This window comes from Pseudomonas sp. LLC-1 (genome assembly GCF_002992185.1).
In the GTDB taxonomy this organism is placed as follows: domain Bacteria; phylum Pseudomonadota; class Gammaproteobacteria; order Pseudomonadales; family Pseudomonadaceae; genus Aquipseudomonas; species Aquipseudomonas monteilii.
Genome location: NZ_LUVY01000010.1, coordinates 127,865 through 149,957, shown reverse-complemented (window position 1 = coordinate 149,957; position 22,093 = coordinate 127,865). Strand labels below are relative to the sequence as shown.

Here is a 22,093-nt window from a genome sequence, read left to right as displayed (position 1 = left end):
GTTTAAGGCAGTAGGGCGGTAACGGGCCACTTGGCAGGCTGGAAGAAAAATCTGAAATCAGTGTAGGAGCGCTGTTGCCAGATCAGTCAGGGAGCCGAATTGTCGGTCAACTTCCGGCAACACCGGCCGCTTCAGGATCAGTACCGGCACACCCAACTCCCGCGCCACTTCGAGCTTCGGCTCGGTCGCCACACTGCCGCTGTTCTTGCTGATCAGCACATCGACCCTGCGGCGCTGGAACAACGCCCGTTCATCCTCGATATGGAATGGCCCGCGGGCACCAATCACTTCGCAACGCTCGTTGCCAGGGCATGCCTCCAACGCCCGCAAGGTCCAGAACTGCTCCGGCGGTATTTCGTCCAGATGTTGCAGCGGCTCTCGTCCCAGCGTGAACAGTGGCCTGCGGAACGGCTTGAGCGCCTCGATCAACCCCGCCCAGTCCTCGACCTCGCGCCAGTCGTCCCCCGCTTGCGCCTGCCAGGCCGGGCGTCGCAAGGCCCAGCACGGGATGCCGGCAATACGCGCAGCACTGGCGGCGTTGCGGCTGATCTGCGCGGCGTAAGGGTGGGTGGCGTCGATCAACAGCGTGATACCGGCCTCGCGCAGGTAGCTGGCCAGGCCTTCGGCGCCGCCAAAGCCACCGACCCGCACCTGGCATTGCAAATCCTGCGGCACGCGGCCGATACCGGCCAGGCTGTAGACGTGCTGCGGGCCGAGGCGACGGGCGATGGCCAGGGCCTCGGTGACGCCGCCCAACAGCAGAATGCGCGCGGTCATTGCACACCCGCCCGGCCAACGATGCCGCCTTGGCGGTCGATGGCGAACACTTCCACTTGCACCTGTGCCGGCACCACGCTGCGGGCGAAGGCCAGGGCGTGGGCACACACTGCGTCACCGAGGGCAACGCCGGCTGCATGAGCCAGAGCGAGTGCTTGCTGGCTGGTGTTGGCGCCGATGATGGCGGCCTGCAACGCTTCGTCAGCGCCAATGTCTGCAGCCCAGCCCGCCAGTTGCGGCAGGTCGATGCTGGAATGGCGGCTGTGCAGGTCCATGTGCCCGGCCGCCAGTTTGCTGATCTTGCCGAAGCCACCGCACAGGCTCAGGCGTGGGACCGGCACCTTGCGCAGGTGCTTGAGCACTGCGCCAACGAAATCGCCCATTTCGATCAGGGCGATTTCTGGCAAGCCGTAGACGCGGCGCATGGTGTCTTCGCTGGCGTTGCCGGTGCAGGCGGCGATATGTGTGTAGCCGTTGGTGTGGGCCACGTCGATGCCTTGATGAATCGAGGCGATATAGGCTGCACAGGAGAACGGCCGCACGATGCCGCTGGTGCCGAGGATCGACAGCCCGCCCAGTATGCCCAGGCGCGGGTTCATGGTTTTCAGGGCCAGTTGCTCACCGCCCTGCACATTGACCGTGACCTCGAAACCGCCGGGATAGCCGCACTCATCGGCCAAGCGCTGCAGGTGTTCAGTGATCATGCGCCGAGGTACCGGGTTGATGGCTGGCTCGCCCACCGCAAGCACCAGCCCCGGGCGGGTCACGGTGCCGACGCCGGTCCCCGCGACAAAGCGGATGCCCGTCTCGGCCAACAGACGCACCTGGCTGTAGAGCAAGGCGCCGTGTGTCACGTCCGGATCGTCGCCCGCATCCTTGAGGGTACCGGCTTCGGCGCCTTCGCCAATCAGGCGGCAGAACTCCAGGCGCATCTGCACCACCTTGCCCTTGGGCAGGGTGATGTCCACCGCATCGTCTTGCTGGCCGGTGAGCAGCAGCTTGGCCGCTGCCAGGCTGGTGGCGGTGGCGCAGCTGCCGGTGGTCAGGCCGCTGCGCAGGGGCGCCGGCTGTTCGCGGGTTTCTTCACGCATCGGCGGGCTTCATCACTTCCAGCAGGGTGATCGGCAGCGCCTGGCGCCAGGTGTCGAACGTGCCCAAGGGTTGGGCATGGGCGACATGCAGGCGGGTCAGTTCACCCCCGTGCTGTTCGCGAAAGTGCGCCAGGGCCAGTTCGCTTTGCAAGGTCACTGCGTTGGCCACCAGCCGGCCGCCGGGGCGCAGGTTCGCCCAGCACAGGTCCAGCACGCCTTCACGGGTGACGCCGCCGCCGATGAAGATGGCATCGGGCTGTTCCAGGCCTTGCAGTGCCATTGGCGCCTTGCCACGAACCAACTGCAGGCCGGGTACACCCAGCGCATCGCGGTTATGTTCGATAAAGCCCTGGCGGCCTTCGTCGGCCTCGATGGCCAGTGCGCGACAGGCCGGGTGGGCACGCATCCATTCGATGCCGATCGAGCCGCAGCCCGCGCCCACGTCCCACAGCAGTTCGCCGGGCTGGGGCGCCAGGCGCGCCAGCGTGATAGCGCGGACATCGCGCTTGGTCAGCTGGCCGTCGTGCCGGAAGGCACTGTCCGGCAGCCCGGCCAGGCGATGTAGGCGTGGCGCTTCGGGTGAGGCCAGGCATTCGATGGCCACCAGGTTGAGCGCTGCGGCTTCGGCGTGCGGCCAGTTTTGGGCGGTGCCGGCCAATGCGCGTTCTTCCTGGCCACCCAGGTGCTCGAAAACCTGCAGGCGGCTTGGCCCGAAGCCACGTTCGCGAAGCAGTGCTGCAACGGCCGCCGGGCTGTCGCCGTCGTTGCTCAGCACCAGCAAGCGCACACCGCTGTGCAGGTGGGCATTGAGCGCCGCCAAGGGGCGGGCGACCAGCGACACCACTTGCACGTCCTGCAGCGGCCAGCCCAGACGCGCAGCGGCCAGGGCGCAGGAGGAGGGCATCGACAGCACGCGCATTTCATCGGCAGGCACCTGGCGCGCCAGGCTGGCGCCGACGCCGTAGAACATCGGGTCGCCGCTGGCCAGCACGCACACCGGCTCGCCGCGCAAGGCCAGCACCGGGGCCAGCGAGAACGGGCTTGGCCAGCCCAGCCGTTCGCCGGGCACGCAGCGTGGCAGCAAGGCCAGCTGGCGCGGGCTGCCGAAGATCCGCGCAGCACCCAGCAGCGCGCGCCGGGCCTGTTTGCCCAGGCCACTGAAGCCGTCTTCGCCGATGCCTACTACTGTCAGCCAGGGTGCCATGTATACCTCTTCAAGATTTTGGGGCCGCTGCGCACCCAAAAATCTGCTCAAACTCGAATGATGCTCGACCACCGGCTTTTCATGCCGCCGGACAAAGCAGGCATAATACCGCGCCTTCTACACTCAAGCGCATTTTCACAGATTGCCGGACGCCCCTTTGACGCAGGCCCATGCCCCCAACGTTTCGCCCCGCCCCTCGGCCTGCCCGGGGTTGTGGCGCATCGTCAGTGCCCGTGATGGCGGCATCTGCCGCATCAAGCTGCCGGGCGGCCTGCTGCTGGCCGATCAAGCCGAAGCGGTAGCGTCGGCGGCCGAGCGTTTTGCTGGCGGTGTGATCGAGGCCACCAACCGTGGCAACCTGCAGATCCGTGGTATCGGCAGCGCTCATCGTGCCCTGATCGACACGTTGCTCGATGCCGGCCTTGGCCCGCGTGATGCGGCCGGTGACGATGTGCGCAACCTGATGCTCAGCCCGCTGGCCGGGCATGACCCAGCCATGCTGCTGGATGCGCGGCCGTTGGCCGAGCAGATCCTCCTTATGCTGGAAAGCACCCCGCGCTTCCATCAACTGTCGGCCAAGTTCGCCGTACAGCTGGATGCCGGCGAACGCCTGGCCATGCTCGAACACCCTCACGACCTGTGGCTGTCGGCCCTGCGCCTGGAGCAGCAGACCTGGCTGGCGTTCGGCCTGGCGGGTTGCCCGGCAGATGGCCAGGCGCTAGGTGCGGTGCCGCTGGAGCAAGGCCTGGCACTGGTGCGTGCCGTGCTGGAACGCTTTCTCGACCTGGCAACCCCTGCGCAGTCGCGCATGCGCCAGTTGCTTGAGGTGTACCCGGCAAGCGATTTCGTCGATGGGCTCGGGCTGGACATCCGCCGCGACGACGCTGTGCTCGCGTGGCGACGCGAACCACACCTTGCTTCTTGGCTGGGCGTGCTGCCGCAGTCGCAGGGCGTGGCACTCGGCGTTGCCCCGCCCCAAGGCCGCCTGACCCCCGCGATGCTGCGCGGTGCTGCATGTATTGCCCGTGAATGGGGCGATGGCAGCCTGCGCCTTAGCCCCTGGCAAAGCCTGGTGCTGACCAATCTGCAAGAACGACACATCGACCAGGCCCAGGCCGAACTGTCTGCGCTGGGCTTGCTGTGCCACGACCATGAACCCCTGGCGCGCATCAGCGCCTGCACCGGCGCCAGCGGCTGCGCCAAGGCCCTTGGCGAAACCAAGGCCGACGCCGTTGCCTTGGCCGCGCTGCTGGGCCCTGGCGTACCCGCCAGCGTGCACCTGTCCGGTTGCCCTCGTTCCTGCGCCGTGGCCCATGTAGCCCCGGCCACTTTGCTGGCCCGTTCACCGGGCCGTTATGACCTGTACCTGCGTGATGCGCGCCATCCGGGCTTCGGAGCCCTGCGCGCCACCGACCTTACCTTGAATGAAGCAGGCGCCATGCTCGACCTGCCGACGGAGCACCTTGATGATTGACTACATCCGCGATGGTCAGGAGATCTATCGCAATTCCTTCCGGATCATCCGCGAGGAAGCCCGACTCGAGCGGATCCCCGCAGACCTCGAAAAGCTTGCCGTGCGTGTAATCCACGCCTGCGGCATGGTCGATGCCATCGACGGCCTGCAGTTCTCCGAAGGTGCCGGCCGGGCCGGGCGCGAAGCGCTGCTGAACGGCGCGCCGATTTTGTGCGACGCGCACATGGTGGCTGAAGGCATTACCCGGGCACGCCTGCCGGCAGACAACAAAGTTATCTGCACCCTGCGTGACCCGAGCGTGCCGGGCCTGGCGAAGGATGCTGGCAATACCCGCTCCGCCGTAGCCCTTGAGCTGTGGCGCCCATATCTGGAAGGCAGCGTGGTGGTGATCGGCAACGCGCCAACCGCGCTGTTCTACCTGCTGGAGATGATTGACGCTGGTGCTCCCAAGCCGGCATTGATCCTCGGCTTCCCGGTCGGTTTCGTCGGCGCTGCCGAGTCCAAGGCCATGCTCGCCGCCGACAGCCGTGGCGTGCCGTTCGTGATCATGCAGGGCCGCCTGGGCGGCAGCGCGATGGCCGCCGCCGCGGTCAACGCCCTGGCCACGGAGGTGGAATGATGGCGCCGCGTGGACGACTGCTGGGCCTGGGCGTGGGCCCTGGCGACCCTGAACTGATCACCCTCAAGGCCCTGCGCCTGTTGCGCGAAGCGCCTGTGGTCGGCTACTTCGTGGCCAAGGGCAAGCGTGGCAATGCCTTCGGTATCATCGAGGCACACCTGCAGCCCGAGCAGACCCTGCTGCCGCTGGTGTACCCCGTCACCACCGAAGCCCTGCCGGCGCCACTGTCCTATGAACAGGTGATCAGCGACTTCTACGACGAAGCCAGCGTGCAGGTGGCCGAGCACCTGGATGTCGGCCGCGACGTGGCGGTGATCTGCGAAGGCGACCCGTTCTTCTACGGCTCCTACATGTACCTGCACGATCGCCTGGCGCAGCGGTATGAGGCTGAAGTGATCCCGGGCGTCTGCTCGATGCTGGGTGGGGCTTCGGTGCTGGGCGCGCCGCTGGTGTACCGCAACCAGAGCCTGTCGGTGTTGTCGGGCGTATTGCCGGCCGAAGAGCTCAAGCGCCGCCTGGCCGACGCCGATGCTGCGGTGATCATGAAGCTTGGCCGCAACTTCCCCAAGGTGCGCGAGGTGCTGGCCGAACTGGGCCTGGACGGGCGTGCGCTGTATGTGGAGCGGGCCACCATGGCCAACCAGAAGATTGTGCCGCTGGACCAGGTCGACCCGCAGTCGTCGCCGTACTTCTCGCTGATCATCGTGCCGGGTGAAAAATGGCAGGGTTGAACATGCACAAGGCACCCGCCATCGTCATCCTTGGCCCAGGCAGCCTGGCCACCGCGCAGCGTATCCAAAAGCGTTACCCGCAGGCGTCGATCCATGGCCTGGAAGGCCGGGTCGAAGGTGTCGACCTTCACTACGCTGCGTTCGGCGACACCCTGCGCCGGCTGTACCAGCAGGACACGCCGATCATCGCCCTGTGCGCTGCAGGTATCGTCATCCGCAGCCTGGCCAGCCTGCTCAGCGAGAAGGGCGTCGAGCCGCCTGTGCTGGCTGTGGCCGAAGATGGCAGCGCGGTAGTGCCGCTACTCGGTGGCCTGAGCGGCGTGAACGTGATGGCGCGTGAACTGGCTGAAGCGCTTGGGGTTGCCGCTGCCATTACCACCAGTGGCGAGCTGCGTTTTGGTACCTGCTTGCTGAACCCGCCACAGGGCTATGCCTTGGCGGATATCGAACAAGGCAAGCGCTTTGTCTCCGACCTGCTGGCCGGCGAATCGGTGCGCATCGAAGGTGATGCCCCCTGGCTGCAGCAGGCGCAGTTACCCGCCAGCGAGGCGGCTCGGCGCACCATTCATGTGGGGCATCAGGCGCGCCCGGCCAACCGCGACGAACTGCTGATTCACCCGCGTTCGGTGGTTGTGGCTGTTGCAGGCGGTAACCTGCACGGTATTCGTGCCGCACTGCAGCAGGCCGGCATCGCCGAGCCATCAGTGGCTTGCCTGCTGGCGGACGAGCAGGCCATGGCCGACAGCGGCTTGCATGAGGCCGCGCAGGCGTTGGGTGTGGCCTTGCGTTTCGCTGCCAACCCAGACGGTGTGGCCAGCATGCTTGCGGCGGCGTTGCCCGATGCCCGGCTGACCGAGCTTGAGGGTGTGGCCATTGCCGTGGCGCCAGCCCCGGTCGAGGTGGCGCAGGTTGGCCGCCGTCGTGGTCGTCTGGCCGTGATTGGCCTGGGGCCGGGTGCTGCCGAACTGATGGTGCCGGCGGTGAAGGCCGAGCTGGCGCGTGCCGAAGACGTACTCGGCTATGAAACCTACGTGCGCATGGCTGGGCCGTTCCGTGACGACCAGGTGCTGCACTGCACCGACAACCGTGAAGAGATGCAACGCGCCCGGCATGCCTTCGAGCTGGCGGCCCAGGGCCGTTCGGTGGTGGTGGTGTCGTCGGGTGACCCGGGCGTGTTCGCCATGGCTGCTGCGGTGCTTGAAGCGTTGCATGAGTGCAGTGACCCGGCGTGGCACCGCGTCGACCTCGAGATACTGCCTGGCGTATCGGCCTCGCTCGCGACGGCCGCCCAGGCAGGTGCTCCACTGGGGCATGACTTCTGCGTGATGTCGCTGTCGGACAACCTCAAACCTTGGTCGATCATCGAAAAACGCCTGGACCTGGCAGCCCAGGCTGACCTGGTGCTGGCCTTCTATAACCCGATCTCCAAAGCCAGGCCTCATCAGCTGGGTGTGGCGCTGGAGGTTGTGCGCCGGCATCGCGATGGCAACACCCCTGTAGTCCTTGGCCGCGACATCGGTAGGCCGGGGCAGACGCTGAAGGTAGTCACATTGGCCGAGTTGCTGCCAGAAATGGTCGACATGCGCACCATGGTTCTGGTCGGCTCGTCCACGACCTGCCAATTCCCCAGCGGCGATGGCAAGCAGTGGGTGTACACCCCGCGCTGGTACCCTGCAGCCGAGTGAGGCACCGAGGGAACCGGTTCATGCCTGTTCCCTCGTCGTTTACGGCATAGGGTGAATGCCCCTCGATGATTCCCGTCGAGGACATTCAAGGACCCTTTCCATGACCGATACCAAAGCATCCAGTGGCGATAGCATCGCTGTTGTCGAACAATCCCTTCTGGCGCTGAGCGCAGGCATGTCGGCGCAAAGCCGGCGCGATGCCAAGACCACCTTCCAGTTCGCTTCTCGCGTGGCGTCCAAGCTGCATGACCGTGACGGTGAGTCCGAAGCCTGGTTCAACAAGTTTCTGGAAGTGATGCGCACCCTGGGCTGGGTGGCGGGCCGACGCTCTTACGAACGTGACTACGACCAGAGCGCATCGCTGACCTTGGGCCCGATTGCCTTCAAGGTCGCCAGTGCCGCAGGTAAAGCCCTTCTCGGTGGGCCGGTAGGCGAGGCCGTGGCCAAGTTAGCCGGCGATGCCATCAATGCACTCGGCAACATCGAAGAGGCGCAGAAGGTCTACAAGCAGAACGTCAAAGGTAACCCTGTCTCGACCACGGGGCTGGGGATGTGCCTCGAAACGCCTGAGGGCGAACTGTTCATGCTGGTGAACGCATTCAGTGCTTCGCCGAGCGAAAACGACCTGAATACCACGGTGTTCGAATGGAAGAGTTCGAGCAAGGACCGTTACTGTGGTTCGGCTGTGCTCTCCCTGAACGAAGTGGTGTATACCGACGAGGTGCGTGCATCGATCGAGCAGAAACTCGCGGACAAGGCCGTCAAGGCCGCCGACGAATACGAGATTTGACAGCAAACGGGGCCTGCGGGCCCCGTTCTTCATTCTGCACGTTTGAAATTCGAGGTATTGCAATGAGTAAGGAAGGCTATTCCTTGTGGCTCGTTGGCGGCACCGCGCTGTTGGTCGCGGACACAGCGCAGCCCTTGAGGCAGTATGCGCTGGACTCGATTCTGTTTGCCCAACTGCGCTCGGACAAATTGAACGGTTCACGGTTTACCCACTACGGGCGCTGGTACAGCGGGTACCGCACCGCCCTTGAGGAACGCGGCTGGGTGATCGTGCGCAGTCGCAGTGATCACCAGCAGGTGCAGGCTGGGCAATCACTGGTGCCGGTTCAGCGGCTCAGCGACGATTTGCAGGCCCGTCATCCCAGCCTGTCGGGCCATCTGCGGGCTGCCATTACCCTGCTCTCGCAGGTGGTGATGCAGAAGCACCTGCAACCCTTCACGCTGGCGGAGCAGGACAAGACCACACACTGCGCCTACGAGCTGGGCGTGATGCTACCTGATGCGTCGCTGGATATGTGTGGGCTGGCGTTCAAGAGTTCCCTGTCCCCTTCGCAGATTCGTCCTTGCACCCCTTTGCAGCCGTTACCTACCGAGGGGGTAGAGCTGCGAGCCAGCGTTGCGACATTAAGCGAATACCTGACTGTCGCTCATCGTCAGGGTCTGCACGATCTGCTTGAGCGAACGCAGCATGCTGGAAAAATTATGGACCTAGGCGTGTTGAAACCGGAGGAAGACGATGCAAAAGCATGAAGCCGTAGTTGTGGGCGCGGGCTTGGTTTCTTTCATTCCCGGGGTCGGCCTCGAACAGCGCAAGGCCGTGAAACTGGCCTCGTTGTGGGCTGAGACCGTGACATTGAAAGATATGGCCGAGGAAGCGCACCAGGAACAGTACCAATACTACCGTAAGAAATTAATGTTCCTGGGGTGGGACGCAAAGTCTGCTGAAGAAGTCCATTGGCCAGACCCGCAGCGTCCGAAAATCGTTGACCAAGCGTTAAGCAAGATCGACGCCATAGCAGGGTCTCAGCACTCCAGCAGCATGGCGGTGGCATTTGAAGTATTGAAGAAAAACGACTGGGCCTTGTTTCAATTTGAATCTCGCAGCAAAGAACGAGAGCAGTTTCAACTGTTGTCCTGTGCGCCCGTCAACGGCAGTTATGTGGACATTGTGCTGTACCACGAGGCTGGTAACTCGGCTGTTTTTACCAGTGGCTTTCTGTTTCGTGAGCGCCGCAACATGCAGGTGACCGCAGAGCTGGTGCGCTTCAATACACGCCTGTTCGATCAGGAGCGTCGCAGCAGTGTAGAGCGGGCATTGGTGGCAACTGCCTTGAAGGAAATCGAAAAAGCGGATATTTAGGGCATCAGGTATCCCTTGATACCGGTAAAGATGATCTGCGCTGCCAATGCGCAGACAAACAGGCCCATCAAGCGGCTGACGATCTGCAGGCCCTGCTCGCCAAGAATGCGTTCGATGCCGTGTGACAGGTACAGCACCAGGCCCACGGTGAAGCTGGCCAAGGCAATGCTGATGATGGCGAGCAGCTTGTCATCCCAGTGCGGCTGGCCGACGCCCATCACCAGCAGGGCACCGATGGTGCCGGGGCCGACGGTCAGTGGGATGGTCAGCGGTACGATGGTCACATCTTGCTGCACGTTGTCGGCCTGCACGGCCGGTTTGCCCTGAGCCATGCCCAAGGCCGAGATGAACAGCACGCTGCCGGCACCGATGCGGAAGGCGTCGGCGGTGATGCCAAAAATACCGAAAATCACCCGCCCGAACAGGTACAGCAGCACGCTGGCGACCAGCGCTGCGAAGGCCACCTTCCAGGCCAGTTGCTTGCGCTCCTTGCTGGAGTGGCCGCGGGTCAGGCTGATGAAGCACGACAGCACGAAGAACGGGCTGTAGAGCACGAGCATTTTCAGGTAGACGCTGAACAACTCATGGAGCATGGGCCGTAGTCCTCAGCAATGCAGATGCTTGTGTCCGCTAGGAAGTATGCGCCGGATCTACCTGGGTTTCCCGCTGGTTGGCCCAGTACTGGATCAGCTCGCGCAACTGTGACAATTCCACCGGTTTGGCCATGTGCCCGTCCATGCCCGCCAGCCGTGCGCGCTCCTTGTGTTCGGCCAGAATGTGCGCCGTCAGCGCCACCACCGGCGTGCGCTGGCGCTGGTTGGCCGCTTCCCAGGCGCGCAGTTGCTGGGTGGCCGAGAAGCCGTCCAGTATCGGCATCTCGCAGTCCATCAACACCAGGTCATAGCGCTGCGCTTTCATCGCCTGCAGGGCTTCTTCGCCATTGCAGGCCGTGTCGGGCTCAAGGTTGAGCTTGCCGAGCATGCCGCGGATCACCTTGGTCGAAATGCTGTTGTCCTCGGCGACCAGCACGCGGAAGTTGCCAGGCAGGTCCAGCGCCTGCGGGATGCCAGGCAGGCTGGCAGGCACCGCCTGCTCGCGGCCGCGCTGGGCCAGCTCTTCGGCCAGGGTGGTTTTCAGTGTGTAGCCGGCCACCGGCTTGGCCAGTATCCGCTTGACCCCGGCATTGCGCGCAATGACCTTGCTCGGCGCATTGCTGATGCCGGTGAGCATCACCACCAGGATGTCGTGGTTCAGGCTCGGGTCTTCCTTGATCTTGGCGGCCAACTGCATACCGGTCATGCCGGGCATGTTCTGGTCCAGCAGCACGGCGTCGAAGTAGTCACGCAGGTGCGCCTTGGTACGCAGCAGCGCCAGGGCTTCCTTGCCCGATGGCACCGCGCTGACGTTCATGCCCCAGGCGCTGCACTGCTGTACCAGCACCTTGCGGCAGGTGTCGTTGTCGTCCACCACCAGCACACGGGCATCGCGCAGCGGGCCGTCGAGGTCGGCCGGTGGTTGCTCCAGGCGTGAAGGGTCCAGCGGCAGGGTCAGCCACAGGGTGTTGCCCATGCCCGTGCTGCTCTTGATGCCGAACTCGCCCTGCATCAGGCCGATCAGCTGCTTGGCAATGACCAGGCCAAGGTGCCCGCCCAGCTTGTTGCTGGACAGGAAATGGTGGCTGTGCAACTCCGCCTGCAGCAAGGCTTCGCGGTCGGCGGCGGGCAACGGCTCGCCGCTGTCCTGCACGGCAATGCGCAAACGGGGTACCTCGCCACGCTGGTCCAGCGCCACCACCAGCAGGATCTCGCCCTGGTCGGTGTTTTTCAGCGCATTCTCCAGCAGGCTCGACAGGGCCTGGCGCAGGCGTGTCGGGTCGCCACTGATCACGCGCGGCACCTGTGGCTGGGTGAAGCTGATCAGCTCGATGTTCTGTTGCTCGGCCTTGGCGCGGAAGATGTTCAGGCAGTCCTCGATCAGCGCGTTAAGGTCGAACTGCACATCATCCAGCTCGATCTGCCGGGACTCCAGCTTGGAAATGTCGAGAATTTCGTTGATCAGCGTGAGCAGCTCGTTGCCGGCACTGTGGATGGTCTGCACGTAGTCGCGTTGCTTGACCGACAGCGGTGTGCCCAGCAACAGCTCGGTCATGCCCAGTACACCATTCATGGGGGTGCGGATTTCGTGGCTGATCTTGGCCAGGAACTCAGCCTTGGCGTTGATTTCGGCATCGCTGGCGGCCAATGCACGGCTGGCGCTGAAGCGCTCCTCGCTCATGCGCCGCAGGCGTTCGCTGACGGCCAGGTTCAGCAGCAGGCCGCTGACCACGGTCAGGCCCAACAGGATGCACAGCAACCAGGGCGTCGAGGTGCGGGTCAGGCCCAGCAAGGCCGGCAGCAGTACCAGACCACCCAGGTTGAACACCACCATGGCCAGGCTGAACAGGCGTCCGGGTGCATAGCCACGGTACCAGTGGTAGCTGCTGACCAGCAGCATGCTCACGCTGCCCAAGGCCAGCAGGGCGTAGGTCATCAGGTTGAGGGGCAGGGTGTCGACGAACAGCAGCACCAGGCCGCTGACCCCGACCACCAGCATTTCACCTTGCAGCAGGCGGTTAAGCCGGGGCGAATTGCACGGCGTGAAGAAATGTTGGGTGAAATACAGCCCGGCCAGGCCTGCCAGCACCAGCGTCAGGTAGGCAGCCGGTGTTTGCGCGTTATGCCACACATGCCACCAAGGGCCGCTGAGGTTCAGCAGGATCAGGCCGCTGAGCAGCATCAGGCCGTGGTACAGCGCCAGGATCAGGGTGGTGGTGGAGCGGCTGTAGAGGAAGCGGATCAGGTTGTGCATGATCAGCATCACCAGGCCGCCGAACAGCATGCCGAACAGCAGGGGCTGGCTTTGGTCTGAGGCCGCTACGGCTGCCGGCTCCAGGCTGATGGCCGGGCGCAGCTGGTGTTCGGAAACCAGGCGCAGGTAGATGTCCAGCGGTTGTTTGCTGTTGGGCAGGGGTAATACATGGTCGCTGCCACGCAGGGTGGGGCTGGCGTTGCCGGCCAGGCGTCCGTGGTGCAGCTGACGCAGAAGTTGGTCGCCCTCAAGGGCGTAGAGGTCCAGGCCGGAAAGGTCCGGGGCAAATACCCGCAGCAGTTGTTCCTGGTCGCCGGGTTGCAGGCGATAATGCAGCCACAAGGCCTGCTCTGGGGGGGCAGCATCCAGCTCGGCGAGGATCAGCGGGCTGAACTGGTTGCGGTAGCGCTCGGAGCGCACATCGCTCAGTTGCAGGTTGGCCTGTTCGTCGAGCAGAACGGTCCAGCCTCCGTCATGTTCGGCAGCTGCCGGGAACATACAGAGCAAGGTCAGCAAGCTGACGATCAGAGCTGAGGCAATCCGAAGCCGACGCACTACGAAATCCCTTCTTAGCCGATGTGCCGGGTACTAACTATGCGCGGCGCGCCAAGTCGAAAGCAAGGCCCGTGCCGGGCCTTGTCGACGAGCCGGATGCCGTGCGCTGAAAGCGCTACGGCGTTCCGGTTGTACTTACTGCTGGTGCTCACCGCGCTCGCGGGCGATGGCCCGATAACCGATGTCGGTACGGTAGAAGCTGCCGTTCCAGCTCACTTCCTTGGCCAGACGGTAAGCCTGCTGCTGCGCGTCAGCGACGGTGCTGCCCATGGCAGTGGCACACAAAACGCGACCGCCGTTGGTGACCACTTGGCCATCCTTGAGCGAAGTACCGGCATGGAACACCTTGCCTTCGATCTTGGCCGCAGCGTCCAGGCCGCTGATGGCGTCGCCCTTGGCGTAGTCGCCCGGGTAACCTCCAGCTGCCAGCACCACGCCCAGGCTTGGGCGCGGGTCCCACTGGGCTTCGACCTTGTCCAGCGCCTTGGCGAAGGCGGCTTCGATCAGCAGCACCAGGCTCGACTCCAGGCGCAGCATGACCGGCTGGGTCTCTGGGTCGCCGAAGCGGCAGTTGAACTCGATGACTTTGGGGTTGCCCGCCTTGTCGATCATCAGGCCCGCGTAGAGGAAGCCGGTGTAGACGTTGCCTTCCTCGGCCATGCCGCGCACGGTCGGCCAGATGACCTGGTCCATCACACGCTGGTGCACGTCGGCGGTGACCACCGGGGCAGGGGAGTAGGCACCCATACCGCCGGTGTTCGGGCCGGTGTCCTGGTCGCCGACGCGCTTGTGGTCCTGGCTGGTGGCCATGGGCAGCACGTTGTGGCCGTCGACCATGACGATGAAGCTGGCTTCCTCGCCGTCGAGGAACTCTTCGATCACCACACGCGAACCGGCTTCACCAAAGGCGTTACCGGCCAGCATGTCACGCACGGCGGCTTCGGCTTCTTCGAGGGTCATGGCGACGATCACGCCTTTGCCCGCAGCCAGGCCGTCGGCCTTGATCACGATCGGTGCGCCTTTCTCTTGCAGGTAGGCAAGTGCAGGCTCGATTTCGGTGAAGTTCTGGTAGTCGGCGGTCGGGATCTTGTGGCGTGCCAGGAAGTCCTTGGTGAAGGCCTTGGAACCTTCCAGCTGGGCCGCGCCCTTGGTTGGGCCGAAGCAGTCCAGGCCACGGCTGCGGAACAGGTCCACCACGCCGATGACCAGCGGTGCTTCAGGGCCGACGATGGTCAGGTCGACGTTCTTCTCGGCGAAGTCGGCCAGTTGCTCCAGCGCGCAGACGTCGATGGCGACGTTTTCGCACTTGGCTTCAATGGCGGTGCCGGCGTTGCCCGGGGCAACGAAAACTTTCTCGACGCGTGGGTCCTGGGCGACTTTCCAGGCCAGGGCGTGCTCACGGCCGCCGCTGCCGATGATCAAAACTTTCATGTCAAAACCTCGAATTCTTTCGGACGGGAGGCAAGGCCTCACACTGTACGAGGTCGCAATGAAGCAGGTAGATGCAAGGCGGGGCCGGTTCCGATGAGCGGAGTTGCCTTCTGGCAATGAGCATCAGCGGAACCGGCCCCAACGCAGCAGATGCCTGCTTCAGTGCGGCCGATTACCGTAAATCAGTGGCGGAAGTGGCGCATACCGGTGAAGACCATGGCGATGCCAGCTTCGTCGGCAGCAGCAATCACCTCGGCATCGCGCATCGAACCACCCGGCTGGATCACGGCGCTGATACCCACTTTAGCCGCATTGTCGATGCCATCACGGAACGGGAAGAACGCGTCCGAAGCCATGACCGCGCCCTGCACCTGCAGGCCAGCATGCTCGGCCTTGATTGCAGCAATGCGGGCGGAGTTGACGCGGCTCATCTGGCCAGCGCCTACGCCGATGGTCTGGCGCTGCTTGGCGTAGACGATGGCGTTGGACTTGACGAACTTTGCCACTTTCCAGGCGAACACCAGGTCGTGGATTTCTTGCTCGGTCGGGGCGCGCTTGGTGACGATTTTCAGGTCATCGGCGGTGATCATGCCGATATCGCGGCTCTGCACCAGCAGGCCACCGTTGACGCGCTTGAAGTCCCAACCGGCAGCGCGCTCGGCAGGCCATTCGCCGCACTCAAGCAGGCGTACGTTCTGCTTGGCGGCAACCACTTCACGGGCAGCCTGGGAAATTTTCGGCGCGATGATCACTTCGACGAACTGGCGGTCGACGATGGCCTTGGCGGTTTCGCCGTCCAGCTCGCGGTTGAAGGCAATGATGCCGCCGAATGCCGACTCGGTGTCGGTGGCATAGGCCAGGTCGTAGGCCTTGCGGATGCCGCCTTCGTCTTCAGGCACAACGGCCACGCCGCACGGGTTGGCGTGCTTGACGATGACGCAAGCCGGCTTGACGAAACTCTTCACGCACTCCAGCGCGGCGTCGGTGTCGGCCACGTTGTTGAACGACAGCTCCTTGCCTTGCAGCTGGATGGCGGTGGAAATGCTGGCTTCGCCTTTCTTGGCTTCTACGTAGAACGCCGCGCTCTGGTGCGGGTTCTCGCCGTAACGCATTTCCTGGGCCTTGACGAACTGGCTGTTGAAGGTGCGCGGGAATTCGCTGCGGTCGGAAGTCGAAAGGGTGTCCTTGGCCTGGTTGATGGTGCCCATGTAGTTGGCGATCATGCCGTCGTAGGCGGCAGTGTGCTCGAACGCCTTGAGCATCAGGTCGAAGCGCTGGGCGTAGGTCAGGCCACCGGCCTTGAGGCCTTCGACGATGCCGGCGTAGTCGCTGGCGTTGACCACGATGGCCACGTCTTTGTGGTTTTTGGCAGCCGAACGGACCATGGTCGGGCCGCCGATGTCGATGTTCTCGATAGCGGTCGGCAGGTCACAGCCAGGCTTGGAAATGGTGGCTTCGAACGGGTACAGGTTGACCGCGACCAGGTCGATCGGCTTGATGCCGTGCTCGTTCATGATGGCGTCGTCGGTGCCGCGACGGCCGAGGATGCCGCCGTGGATCTTCGGGTGCAGGGTCTTGACCCGGCCATCCATCATTTCGGCGAAGCCGGTGTAGTCGGCCACTTCCACCGCGTTCACGCCGTTGTCCTTGAGCAGCTTGTAGGTGCCGCCGGTGGACAGGATCTCGACACCGAGCTGCTGCAGCTCACGGGCGAATTCGAGGATACCGGTCTTGTCGGAGACGCTGATCAGGGCGCGGCGGACTGGCAGGCGGGTAGTCTGGTCGGTCATTTCGGGTTCCAATAACGCGGTGGAGTCAGCAAAAAAGGCGCCTCTGTTCAGGGAGCCGCCTTTTCTGGTTGGGATTCTGGCTTACAGCAAGTCGTACTGCTTGAGCTTCTTGCGCAGGGTGCCTCGGTTCAGCCCGAGCATCTCGCTGGCCTTGGTCTGGTTGCCCTTCACGTAGTTCATCACGCATTCGAGCAGGGGCGCCTCGACTTCGGAGAGCACCAGGTTGTACACGTCCGTCACGGTCGCGCCTTCCAGGTGGGCGAAGTAGTTGTGCAGCGCCTTCTCGACGCTGTCGCGAAGGGTCTGGCCCTCTTCGCTCGGCGTGTTGAGGTGCTGTTTCAGGTTGGCGTTGTCGCTCACGGGCGTTGTTCCACTCACAAATGTCTCGGTCATCATCGTCATGCGGCCACCCCTTGTCCGTCCTCTGTCTCAAGGCTCTGTCGACGTTCACTGAAAAACGCGCGAACGTTGGCGCACTGCGCTTGTGTGTCTTCCAAAGCGTTGAACCGGGAGCGAAACTCCTTGCCGCCGGGTCGTGTTGCCAGGTACCAGCCAACGTGCTTGCGGGCGATACGTACGCCCATCACATCGCCATAGAAGGCATGCAGCGCGGCCAGGTGCTCCAGCAGGATGCGTTCCACTTCGTCCAGCTGCGGCGCTGGCAGGTGTTCGCCAGTGCGCAGGTAATGCTCGATCTCGCGAAAGATCCACGGCCGCCCTTGGGCGGCGCGGCCGATCAACAGGCCGTCGACCCCGGTGGCATCCAGCACCGCCCGGGCCTTTTCTGGCGAAGTGATATCGCCGTTGGCAAAAACCGGGATCGACACCGCCTGTTTGATGGCAGCGATGGTGTCGTATTCGGCTTCGCCGGTGTACAGGTCGGCGCGTGTGCGGCCATGCACCGCCAGCGCCTGGATGCCGGCCTGTTCGGCGATCTTCGCCACGTTCAGGCCGTTCTTGTTCGCCCGGTCCCAACCGGTGCGGATCTTCAGGGTCACCGGAACATCCACGGCGCCGACAACGGCGTGGAGGATTTCGTGGACCAAGGCTTCATCTCTCAATAAAGCAGAGCCTGCAGCTTTGTTGCAGACTTTTTTTGCCGGGCAGCCCATGTTGATATCGATGATCTGGGCGCCCGCTTCGACGTTGGCCTTTGCCGCCGCTGCCATCATCTGCGCATCACCGCCGGCGATCTGCACCGAGCGTGGCTCGGGATCACCTTCATGGATGCGGCGCAGGCTCGACTTGCGGCTGTTCCACAGGCTCATGTCGCTGCTGACCATTTCCGACACCACCATGCCCGCGCCCAGGCGCTGGCAAAGTGTACGGAAAGGCTGGTCCGTGACCCCGGCCATGGGCGCGAGGATCAGGTTGTTACGTAGTGTGTATTGGCCGATGCGTACCGCCGACATAGGTGATCCCTGTTGTGGGGCCGAATCTTGGAGTTCGAAAAAGGGTTGGCATGATACCCGCTCTCGGTGACCGGATAAAGATGGATTTGGATAAAATCTGAACAGTTGTCGGCTTATGACTTTTGGTGCGACATATGGACAGCGGGGCTGCCTGGCAGCCCCGCTGGCGCACTGCCTATTCCGGCGAACGGAAGCTCAGGCTGTAGTTGACGGCCTTCGGCCCCGGGTCGAGGATGTCCAGGGCGATATGGATCGGCGTCTGGCTGGGCATGTCGCCACGCCCGGCCAACTCGCCCGACAGGTACTCGCTGGGCTTGAAGCGACGGCTGGCGATCAGCTGGCCATTGAGGTCGGCAAAGCGCAGCTCCAGCAGCGGGAACGGCTGGGAGAAGGGGGCGCGGTTGTAGATGATCGCATCGACGATCAGTGCACCCTTGAAGTCGGGGTGGCTGCGCACTACCAGGTTGCTGCTCTTGATGCGTGCAATATCGACGCGGGTGGGCACCTGGCAACCGACCATCGGGCAGATCTGCTGGAAGATTGGCCGGTACTGGTCCTGGCGGGCCATCTCGTCGAAGTGGAACCACACGTACTGGAAGGCCAACAGGCCAGCAGCCAGCAAGGTCAGAAAACCCCACAACAAACGCTTGCCCCAGTTGGGGGCGGGTTTTTCCCAGCCCAGCTGCAGCGGGTCGTCGACCACATCGACCAGCGGTTCCTTGCGTGCCAGGCGCTCGGGTTTACTGGCAAGGCCTGGTTCAAGGCGGTCGCCGGGTAGGGGCTCGTCGGGTTCGTCGTCGCGGGCCGACAGGTGCAGCGCCAGCGGCTCATCGTCGCGGGCGCTCAGGCCTTTTTCCGGTATTTCGTCATCGCTGGCGCGCAGTGGCTCGCTGAAGGCAGGCTGCTCATCGATTTCGGGCGCGCGGTGGACGGGCGGCTCGTCATCGATCTCCAGGTCAAGGTTGCTGCCCAGGGTCGGTTCGGTGCGCTCGCCGGGTGCCGGTTCCAGGTCCAGCGCCAGGGGCTCCGGCTCCAACAGCACCGGGGCGGCTTCTGCCGGCTGTTGGGGTTCAAAGGGCTCGTCGGTGGCTGTGCCGAACAGGTTGTCTGCGTGCTCGTCCGGGTGCAGCTCGTCGCGCCTTGCCTGCAGCCCGCCATCCAGGTTGGCCGGGCGTGTGGGTGCCGGTTGGCCACGACGTTCCAGGCGCTCCAGTTCCTTGTCGAGGTCAAGCTCATCCAGGGCCTGGGCGGTAAGCGCCCAGGCATCGTCAGGGCTATCGTTGCGTACTTCGATGGCGGGCTCAGGGGTGACCGCCTGTTCGATCAGCGGTTCGGCCGGCACAGCGGGTACTGGCGCAGGCACCACCGGTGCATTGGCGCGGTTCTGCTCCAGCAACTGCTTGGCGGCATTGAACACCTGCAAGCAGTGACCGCAGCGCACCACACCGCGAGCCACGCTCAACTGGTGGTGGGTGACGCGAAAGCTGGTCTGGCAATGCGGGCACTGGGTGACGAAACTGTCGGTCATGCGGCAATCCGGGAGCTGTGCAGAAGACTATTCTAGGCCCGCTTAACGGCGGCGACCACTGATGCGCACCCAGCCGTCGCGTACGACGATCGGGTCCAGCTCGAAGTCGGCAGCGTAGGCGGCAGCCACCTCTTCGCCCTGCTCGGCGAGGATGCCCGACAGGGCCAGCAGGCCACCTGGGCGGACCAGGCCGGACAACTGCGGCGCCAGCGATACCAGCGGGCCGGCCAGGATGTTGGCGACCAGCACGTCGGCCTGCATGGCCGGCATATGCTCGGGCAGGTACAGCGCCAGCTTTTCATCGGCAATGCCGTTGCGCTGGGCATTGTCGCGCGAAGCCTCGATGGCCTGCACGTCGATGTCGGTGCCGACTGCTTCACGGGCGCCCAGCAGCAGCGCGGCAATGGCCAGGATGCCCGAGCCACAGCCGAAGTCCAGCACCTGGGTGCCTTCCATTTGCTGGGCATCCAGCCACTCCAGGCACAAGGCGGTGGTGGGGTGGGTGCCGGTGCCGAAGGCCAGGCCCGGGTCGAGCAGCAGGTTGACGGCGTCCTTTTCCGGGGCATCGTGCCAGCTTGGTACGATCCACAGGCGTTGGCCGAAACGCATCGGCTGGAAGTTGTCCATCCAGCTGCGTTCCCAGTCCTGGTCCTCGATCACTTCGGCCTGGTGTTCGGGCAGCTCGGCGCCGGTCAGCAGGCGCAGGTGGGCGAACACTTGCTCAGGGTCGGCATCGGCCTCGAACAGCGCCAGCAGGTGAGTGTGCGACCACAGCGGGGTGGTGTTGAGGTCTGGCTCGAAGATCGGTTGATCTTCGGCGTCCATGAACGTGACCGAGACGGCGCCTACTTCAAGCAGGGCGTCTTCGTAGGTTTCGGCTTGTTCCGGGCTGATGGCCAGGCGTACTTGCAGCCAGGGCATGGCGGGCACCTTTGGTAAATCGACAGGGGCAGCCCTAGGCTGCGCGAAGGCTGGCAGTTTACGCGAGTACGGAAGGTTTGTAGAGAAGGCCTGGTACGGACCCTGTGGGAGCGGGCGCGCCCGCGAACACGGGCGAAGCCCGTGCCATCCACCGCGGTGCCTGCTTCGCGGGCATGCCCGCTCCCACAGAGGTCGTGATGCATCAGACGAAACAGAGCGAGAGCGACTCAGCTATATAAGCCGGCTTCTCTTCACCTTCTATTTCCAACGTGGCAATCGCCTTCAGCAACCATTGCCCCGGCTTTTTCTCGGTCACCTCGGCCAGGTCCACCTTCAAACGCACCTGGCTGTCGACCTTGACCGGCTGAATGAACCTGACGCTGTCCAGCCCATAGTTCACCACCATCTTCAGCCCTTGCGGCAGGACCAGGATGTCCTCGATCAGCTTGGGAATCAGCGACAACGTCAGGAAACCGTGGGCAATCGTACCGCCAAACGGTGTTTTTGCCGCCTTCTCAGGGTCGACATGAATGAACTGGAAATCGCCGGTTGCCTCGGCGAACAGGTTGATGCGCTGCTGGTCGATCTTGAGCCAGGCAGAGCGGCCCAGTTCCTTACCAACGTACTGCGAAAGCTCTGTAACCGGTACATAGGGCATCGCGGACTCTCCAGGTTGTCAGTTGGTACGAAAGTGCAAGATCAGCACGGCTAACCGTTTCAGTCAAGTTGCCCGCTTTTCGGCGAATATCGGTCTATAGCCGGGCGTGCTTATAATGGCCACCATGCCCGAGGGAGATGCTTATGCTGTTGCGTGGTTTGACCTGGCTGGTGCTGTTCCAGCTGCTGGGGACGGCGATCAATCACCTGTTGGTGCCGGTTTTGCCGGGGCCGATTATTGGCCTGTTGCTGCTGTTGTTCTTTCTCATGGCTCGCGGTGAGGTGGGCAAGCCGTTGAACGAGGCCGCCAGTAGCCTGCTGCGCTACCTGCCGCTGTTGCTGGTGCCGCCGGCGGTAGGGGTAATGGTGTATGCCAAGGACATTGCCGCTGATTTCTGGGCCATTGCCGGAGCCTTGCTGATTTCCTGCCTGGTGACGCTGGTGTTTGTCGGGGTGCTGATGCAAAAGCTCATCCAGCGCCAGGGCAAACGTGAGGAGCAGCCATGATGCTCGACTGGCAAGGCGCGCTTGACGCAGTCGTCCATCACCCGTTGTTCGGTATCGGCATTACGCTCGGGGCCTACCAGGTTGTGCTGGCGGCCTACGAAAAGACCCGCTGGATCTTCCTGCAGCCGGTGCTGGTTTCGATGTTGCTGGTAATCGGCGTATTGCTGCTGTGCGGTATCGACTACAGCGAGTACCGCAAAAGCACCGAAATCATGAACATCCTGCTGGGGCCTGCCACCGTCGCCCTGGCTGTGCCGCTCTATCTCAACCTGCGGCGTATCCGCCAACTGTTCTGGCCCACATTTACTACGCTGGTAGTCGGAGGCCTGTTCGCCACCCTGTGCTGCCTGTTGCTGGGCTGGTGGTTCGGTGCCGAACACATGATCCTGATGACCATGGCGCCGAAGTCCGTTACCTCGCCGATCGCCATGCTGGTGGCCGAACAGATTGGTGGCGTGGCGGCCTTGGCTGCGGTGTTCGTATTGATTACCGGGGTGATCGGGGCCATCTTCGGTCCGGCGCTGCTGAGCCGCTTCGGGGTGCACAGCCCTGAGGCGCGAGGCATGTCGCTGGGCGTGACCGCGCACGCGGTGGGCACTTCGGTGGCCCTGCAGGAAAGTGACGAATGCGGCGCCTTTGCCGCGCTGGCGATGAGCCTGATGGGCGTGGCCACGGCGGTGTTCCTGCCGCTGGCGGTCAGCCTGGTGGCTTGAGG

The 22,093-nt window shown here is 63.7% G+C and carries 21 protein-coding genes; 9 read left to right on the top strand and 12 right to left on the bottom strand.

Annotated elements, in window-relative coordinates; genetic code table 11:
• Positions 1 to 57: 57 nt before the first annotated feature.
• Genes A0O30_RS09285 through cbiE form a run of 3 tightly spaced genes read right to left on the bottom strand, consistent with a single transcriptional unit; the run spans position 58 to position 3,072 of the window.
• Entirely contained in the window at positions 58 to 777 is a 720-nt protein-coding gene (locus A0O30_RS09285) for a cobalt-precorrin-6A reductase (RefSeq protein WP_105946283.1), read from the bottom strand.
• Entirely contained in the window at positions 774 to 1,868 is a 1,095-nt protein-coding gene (locus tag A0O30_RS09280) for a cobalt-precorrin-5B (C(1))-methyltransferase (protein WP_028698504.1), read from the bottom strand. The genes A0O30_RS09285 and A0O30_RS09280 overlap by 4 nt, the downstream gene beginning before the upstream one ends.
• Positions 1,861 to 3,072 (bottom strand): precorrin-6y C5,15-methyltransferase (decarboxylating) subunit CbiE, encoded by a 1,212-nt coding sequence (gene cbiE / locus A0O30_RS09275; RefSeq protein ID WP_105946282.1) that lies wholly within the window; start codon positions 3,070 to 3,072, stop codon positions 1,861 to 1,863. The genes A0O30_RS09280 and cbiE overlap by 8 nt, the downstream gene beginning before the upstream one ends.
• Positions 3,073 to 3,214: 142 nt before the next feature.
• Here cbiE and cobG point away from each other — a divergent pair, with 142 nt between their 5' ends.
• From cobG to A0O30_RS09240, 7 genes are all read left to right on the top strand, one after another.
• Positions 3,215 to 4,546, top strand: a complete 1,332-nt coding sequence (cobG, locus tag A0O30_RS09270; RefSeq protein ID WP_105946281.1) for a precorrin-3B synthase — start codon at positions 3,215 to 3,217, stop codon at positions 4,544 to 4,546.
• Entirely contained in the window at positions 4,539 to 5,165 is a 627-nt protein-coding gene (locus tag A0O30_RS09265; protein ID WP_016489386.1) for a precorrin-8X methylmutase, read from the top strand. The genes cobG and A0O30_RS09265 overlap by 8 nt, the downstream gene beginning before the upstream one ends.
• Positions 5,162 to 5,896 carry a precorrin-2 C(20)-methyltransferase gene (locus A0O30_RS09260; RefSeq protein WP_177410267.1) on the top strand — a complete coding sequence of 245 codons (735 nt, stop codon included), beginning with the start codon at positions 5,162 to 5,164 and terminating at the stop codon, positions 5,894 to 5,896. The genes A0O30_RS09265 and A0O30_RS09260 overlap by 4 nt, the downstream gene beginning before the upstream one ends.
• A complete protein-coding gene (cobJ, locus tag A0O30_RS09255) occupies positions 5,884 to 7,581 on the top strand; it encodes a precorrin-3B C(17)-methyltransferase (RefSeq protein WP_105946280.1) in 1,698 nt (565 codons plus the stop codon). Before A0O30_RS09260 ends, cobJ begins: the two co-directional genes overlap by 13 nt.
• Positions 7,582 to 7,681: 100 nt before the next feature.
• On the top strand, positions 7,682 to 8,371 hold the full coding sequence (locus A0O30_RS09250; RefSeq protein ID WP_105946279.1) for a hypothetical protein: 690 nt from the start codon (positions 7,682 to 7,684) through the stop codon (positions 8,369 to 8,371).
• A 62-nt stretch (positions 8,372 to 8,433) separates the two neighbouring features.
• Positions 8,434 to 9,120: a hypothetical protein gene (locus A0O30_RS09245; protein WP_105946278.1), complete on the top strand. Its 687-nt coding sequence runs from the start codon at positions 8,434 to 8,436 to the stop codon at positions 9,118 to 9,120.
• Complete coding sequence (locus tag A0O30_RS09240; RefSeq protein WP_105946277.1) at positions 9,107 to 9,730, top strand: hypothetical protein; 624 nt, start codon at positions 9,107 to 9,109, stop codon at positions 9,728 to 9,730. The genes A0O30_RS09245 and A0O30_RS09240 overlap by 14 nt, the downstream gene beginning before the upstream one ends.
• Here the strand turns inward: A0O30_RS09240 and A0O30_RS09235 are convergent.
• From A0O30_RS09235 to A0O30_RS09195, 9 genes are all read right to left on the bottom strand, one after another.
• A complete protein-coding gene (locus tag A0O30_RS09235) occupies positions 9,727 to 10,323 on the bottom strand; it encodes a MarC family protein (RefSeq protein WP_016712205.1) in 597 nt (198 codons plus the stop codon). The two genes, A0O30_RS09240 and A0O30_RS09235, sit on opposite strands and share 4 nt — an antisense overlap.
• A gap of 37 nt (positions 10,324 to 10,360) precedes the next feature.
• Entirely contained in the window at positions 10,361 to 13,132 is a 2,772-nt protein-coding gene (locus A0O30_RS09230; protein WP_105946276.1) for a hybrid sensor histidine kinase/response regulator, read from the bottom strand.
• Positions 13,133 to 13,267: 135 nt separating this feature from the next.
• Entirely contained in the window at positions 13,268 to 14,563 is a 1,296-nt protein-coding gene (gene purD / locus A0O30_RS09225) for a phosphoribosylamine--glycine ligase (RefSeq protein ID WP_016712203.1), read from the bottom strand.
• 182 nt (positions 14,564 to 14,745) lie between these two features.
• A complete protein-coding gene (purH, locus tag A0O30_RS09220) occupies positions 14,746 to 16,353 on the bottom strand; it encodes a bifunctional phosphoribosylaminoimidazolecarboxamide formyltransferase/IMP cyclohydrolase (RefSeq protein ID WP_060498534.1) in 1,608 nt (535 codons plus the stop codon).
• Positions 16,354 to 16,434: 81 nt separating this feature from the next.
• Positions 16,435 to 16,755 (bottom strand): DNA-binding transcriptional regulator Fis, encoded by a 321-nt coding sequence (fis, locus tag A0O30_RS09215; protein ID WP_019099786.1) that lies wholly within the window; start codon positions 16,753 to 16,755, stop codon positions 16,435 to 16,437.
• Positions 16,752 to 17,765, bottom strand: coding sequence for a tRNA dihydrouridine synthase DusB (gene dusB, locus A0O30_RS09210; RefSeq protein WP_016712200.1), 1,014 nt, complete (start codon positions 17,763 to 17,765; stop codon positions 16,752 to 16,754). Before dusB ends, fis begins: the two co-directional genes overlap by 4 nt.
• A 175-nt stretch (positions 17,766 to 17,940) precedes the next feature.
• Positions 17,941 to 19,293: a DUF3426 domain-containing protein gene (locus A0O30_RS09205; protein ID WP_105946275.1), complete on the bottom strand. Its 1,353-nt coding sequence runs from the start codon at positions 19,291 to 19,293 to the stop codon at positions 17,941 to 17,943.
• Between the two features lie 42 nt (positions 19,294 to 19,335).
• Positions 19,336 to 20,214, bottom strand: coding sequence for a 50S ribosomal protein L11 methyltransferase (prmA, locus tag A0O30_RS09200; RefSeq protein WP_105946274.1), 879 nt, complete (start codon positions 20,212 to 20,214; stop codon positions 19,336 to 19,338).
• Between the two features lie 202 nt (positions 20,215 to 20,416).
• Positions 20,417 to 20,872: a MaoC family dehydratase gene (locus A0O30_RS09195; RefSeq protein WP_016712197.1), complete on the bottom strand. Its 456-nt coding sequence runs from the start codon at positions 20,870 to 20,872 to the stop codon at positions 20,417 to 20,419.
• A 143-nt stretch (positions 20,873 to 21,015) separates the two neighbouring features.
• On the opposite strand from A0O30_RS09195, the gene A0O30_RS09190 reads away from it, so the two are divergent.
• Positions 21,016 to 21,378 carry a CidA/LrgA family protein gene (locus tag A0O30_RS09190; protein ID WP_060498529.1) on the top strand — a complete coding sequence of 121 codons (363 nt, stop codon included), beginning with the start codon at positions 21,016 to 21,018 and terminating at the stop codon, positions 21,376 to 21,378.
• Complete coding sequence (locus A0O30_RS09185) at positions 21,375 to 22,091, top strand: LrgB family protein (RefSeq protein WP_105946273.1); 717 nt, start codon at positions 21,375 to 21,377, stop codon at positions 22,089 to 22,091. Before A0O30_RS09190 ends, A0O30_RS09185 begins: the two co-directional genes overlap by 4 nt.
• The last annotated feature ends 2 nt before the right edge of the window (positions 22,092 to 22,093 follow it).

Excerpts from the sequence above, each read along its gene's own strand:
- A0O30_RS09285 (WP_105946283.1), bottom strand. The coding sequence starts at position 777 with ATGACCGCGCGCATTCTGCTGTTGGGCGGCGTCACCGAGGCCCTGGCC.
- A0O30_RS09280 (WP_028698504.1), bottom strand. The coding sequence starts at position 1,868 with ATGCGTGAAGAAACCCGCGAACAGCCGGCGCCCCTGCGCAGCGGCCTG.
- cbiE (WP_105946282.1), bottom strand. The coding sequence starts at position 3,072 with ATGGCACCCTGGCTGACAGTAGTAGGCATCGGCGAAGACGGCTTCAGT.
- A0O30_RS09265 (WP_016489386.1), top strand. The coding sequence starts at position 4,539 with ATGATTGACTACATCCGCGATGGTCAGGAGATCTATCGCAATTCCTTC.
- A0O30_RS09260 (WP_177410267.1), top strand. The coding sequence starts at position 5,162 with ATGATGGCGCCGCGTGGACGACTGCTGGGCCTGGGCGTGGGCCCTGGC.
- cobJ (WP_105946280.1), top strand. The coding sequence starts at position 5,884 with ATGGCAGGGTTGAACATGCACAAGGCACCCGCCATCGTCATCCTTGGC.
- A0O30_RS09250 (WP_105946279.1), top strand. The coding sequence starts at position 7,682 with ATGACCGATACCAAAGCATCCAGTGGCGATAGCATCGCTGTTGTCGAA.
- A0O30_RS09245 (WP_105946278.1), top strand. The coding sequence starts at position 8,434 with ATGAGTAAGGAAGGCTATTCCTTGTGGCTCGTTGGCGGCACCGCGCTG.
- A0O30_RS09240 (WP_105946277.1), top strand. The coding sequence starts at position 9,107 with ATGCAAAAGCATGAAGCCGTAGTTGTGGGCGCGGGCTTGGTTTCTTTC.
- A0O30_RS09235 (WP_016712205.1), bottom strand. The coding sequence starts at position 10,323 with ATGCTCCATGAGTTGTTCAGCGTCTACCTGAAAATGCTCGTGCTCTAC.
- purD (WP_016712203.1), bottom strand. The coding sequence starts at position 14,563 with ATGAAAGTTTTGATCATCGGCAGCGGCGGCCGTGAGCACGCCCTGGCC.
- purH (WP_060498534.1), bottom strand. The coding sequence starts at position 16,353 with ATGACCGACCAGACTACCCGCCTGCCAGTCCGCCGCGCCCTGATCAGC.
- fis (WP_019099786.1), bottom strand. The coding sequence starts at position 16,755 with ATGACGATGATGACCGAGACATTTGTGAGTGGAACAACGCCCGTGAGC.
- dusB (WP_016712200.1), bottom strand. The coding sequence starts at position 17,765 with ATGTCGGCGGTACGCATCGGCCAATACACACTACGTAACAACCTGATC.
- A0O30_RS09205 (WP_105946275.1), bottom strand. The coding sequence starts at position 19,293 with ATGACCGACAGTTTCGTCACCCAGTGCCCGCATTGCCAGACCAGCTTT.
- prmA (WP_105946274.1), bottom strand. The coding sequence starts at position 20,214 with ATGCCCTGGCTGCAAGTACGCCTGGCCATCAGCCCGGAACAAGCCGAA.
- A0O30_RS09195 (WP_016712197.1), bottom strand. The coding sequence starts at position 20,872 with ATGCCCTATGTACCGGTTACAGAGCTTTCGCAGTACGTTGGTAAGGAA.
- A0O30_RS09190 (WP_060498529.1), top strand. The coding sequence starts at position 21,016 with ATGCTGTTGCGTGGTTTGACCTGGCTGGTGCTGTTCCAGCTGCTGGGG.
- A0O30_RS09185 (WP_105946273.1), top strand. The coding sequence starts at position 21,375 with ATGATGCTCGACTGGCAAGGCGCGCTTGACGCAGTCGTCCATCACCCG.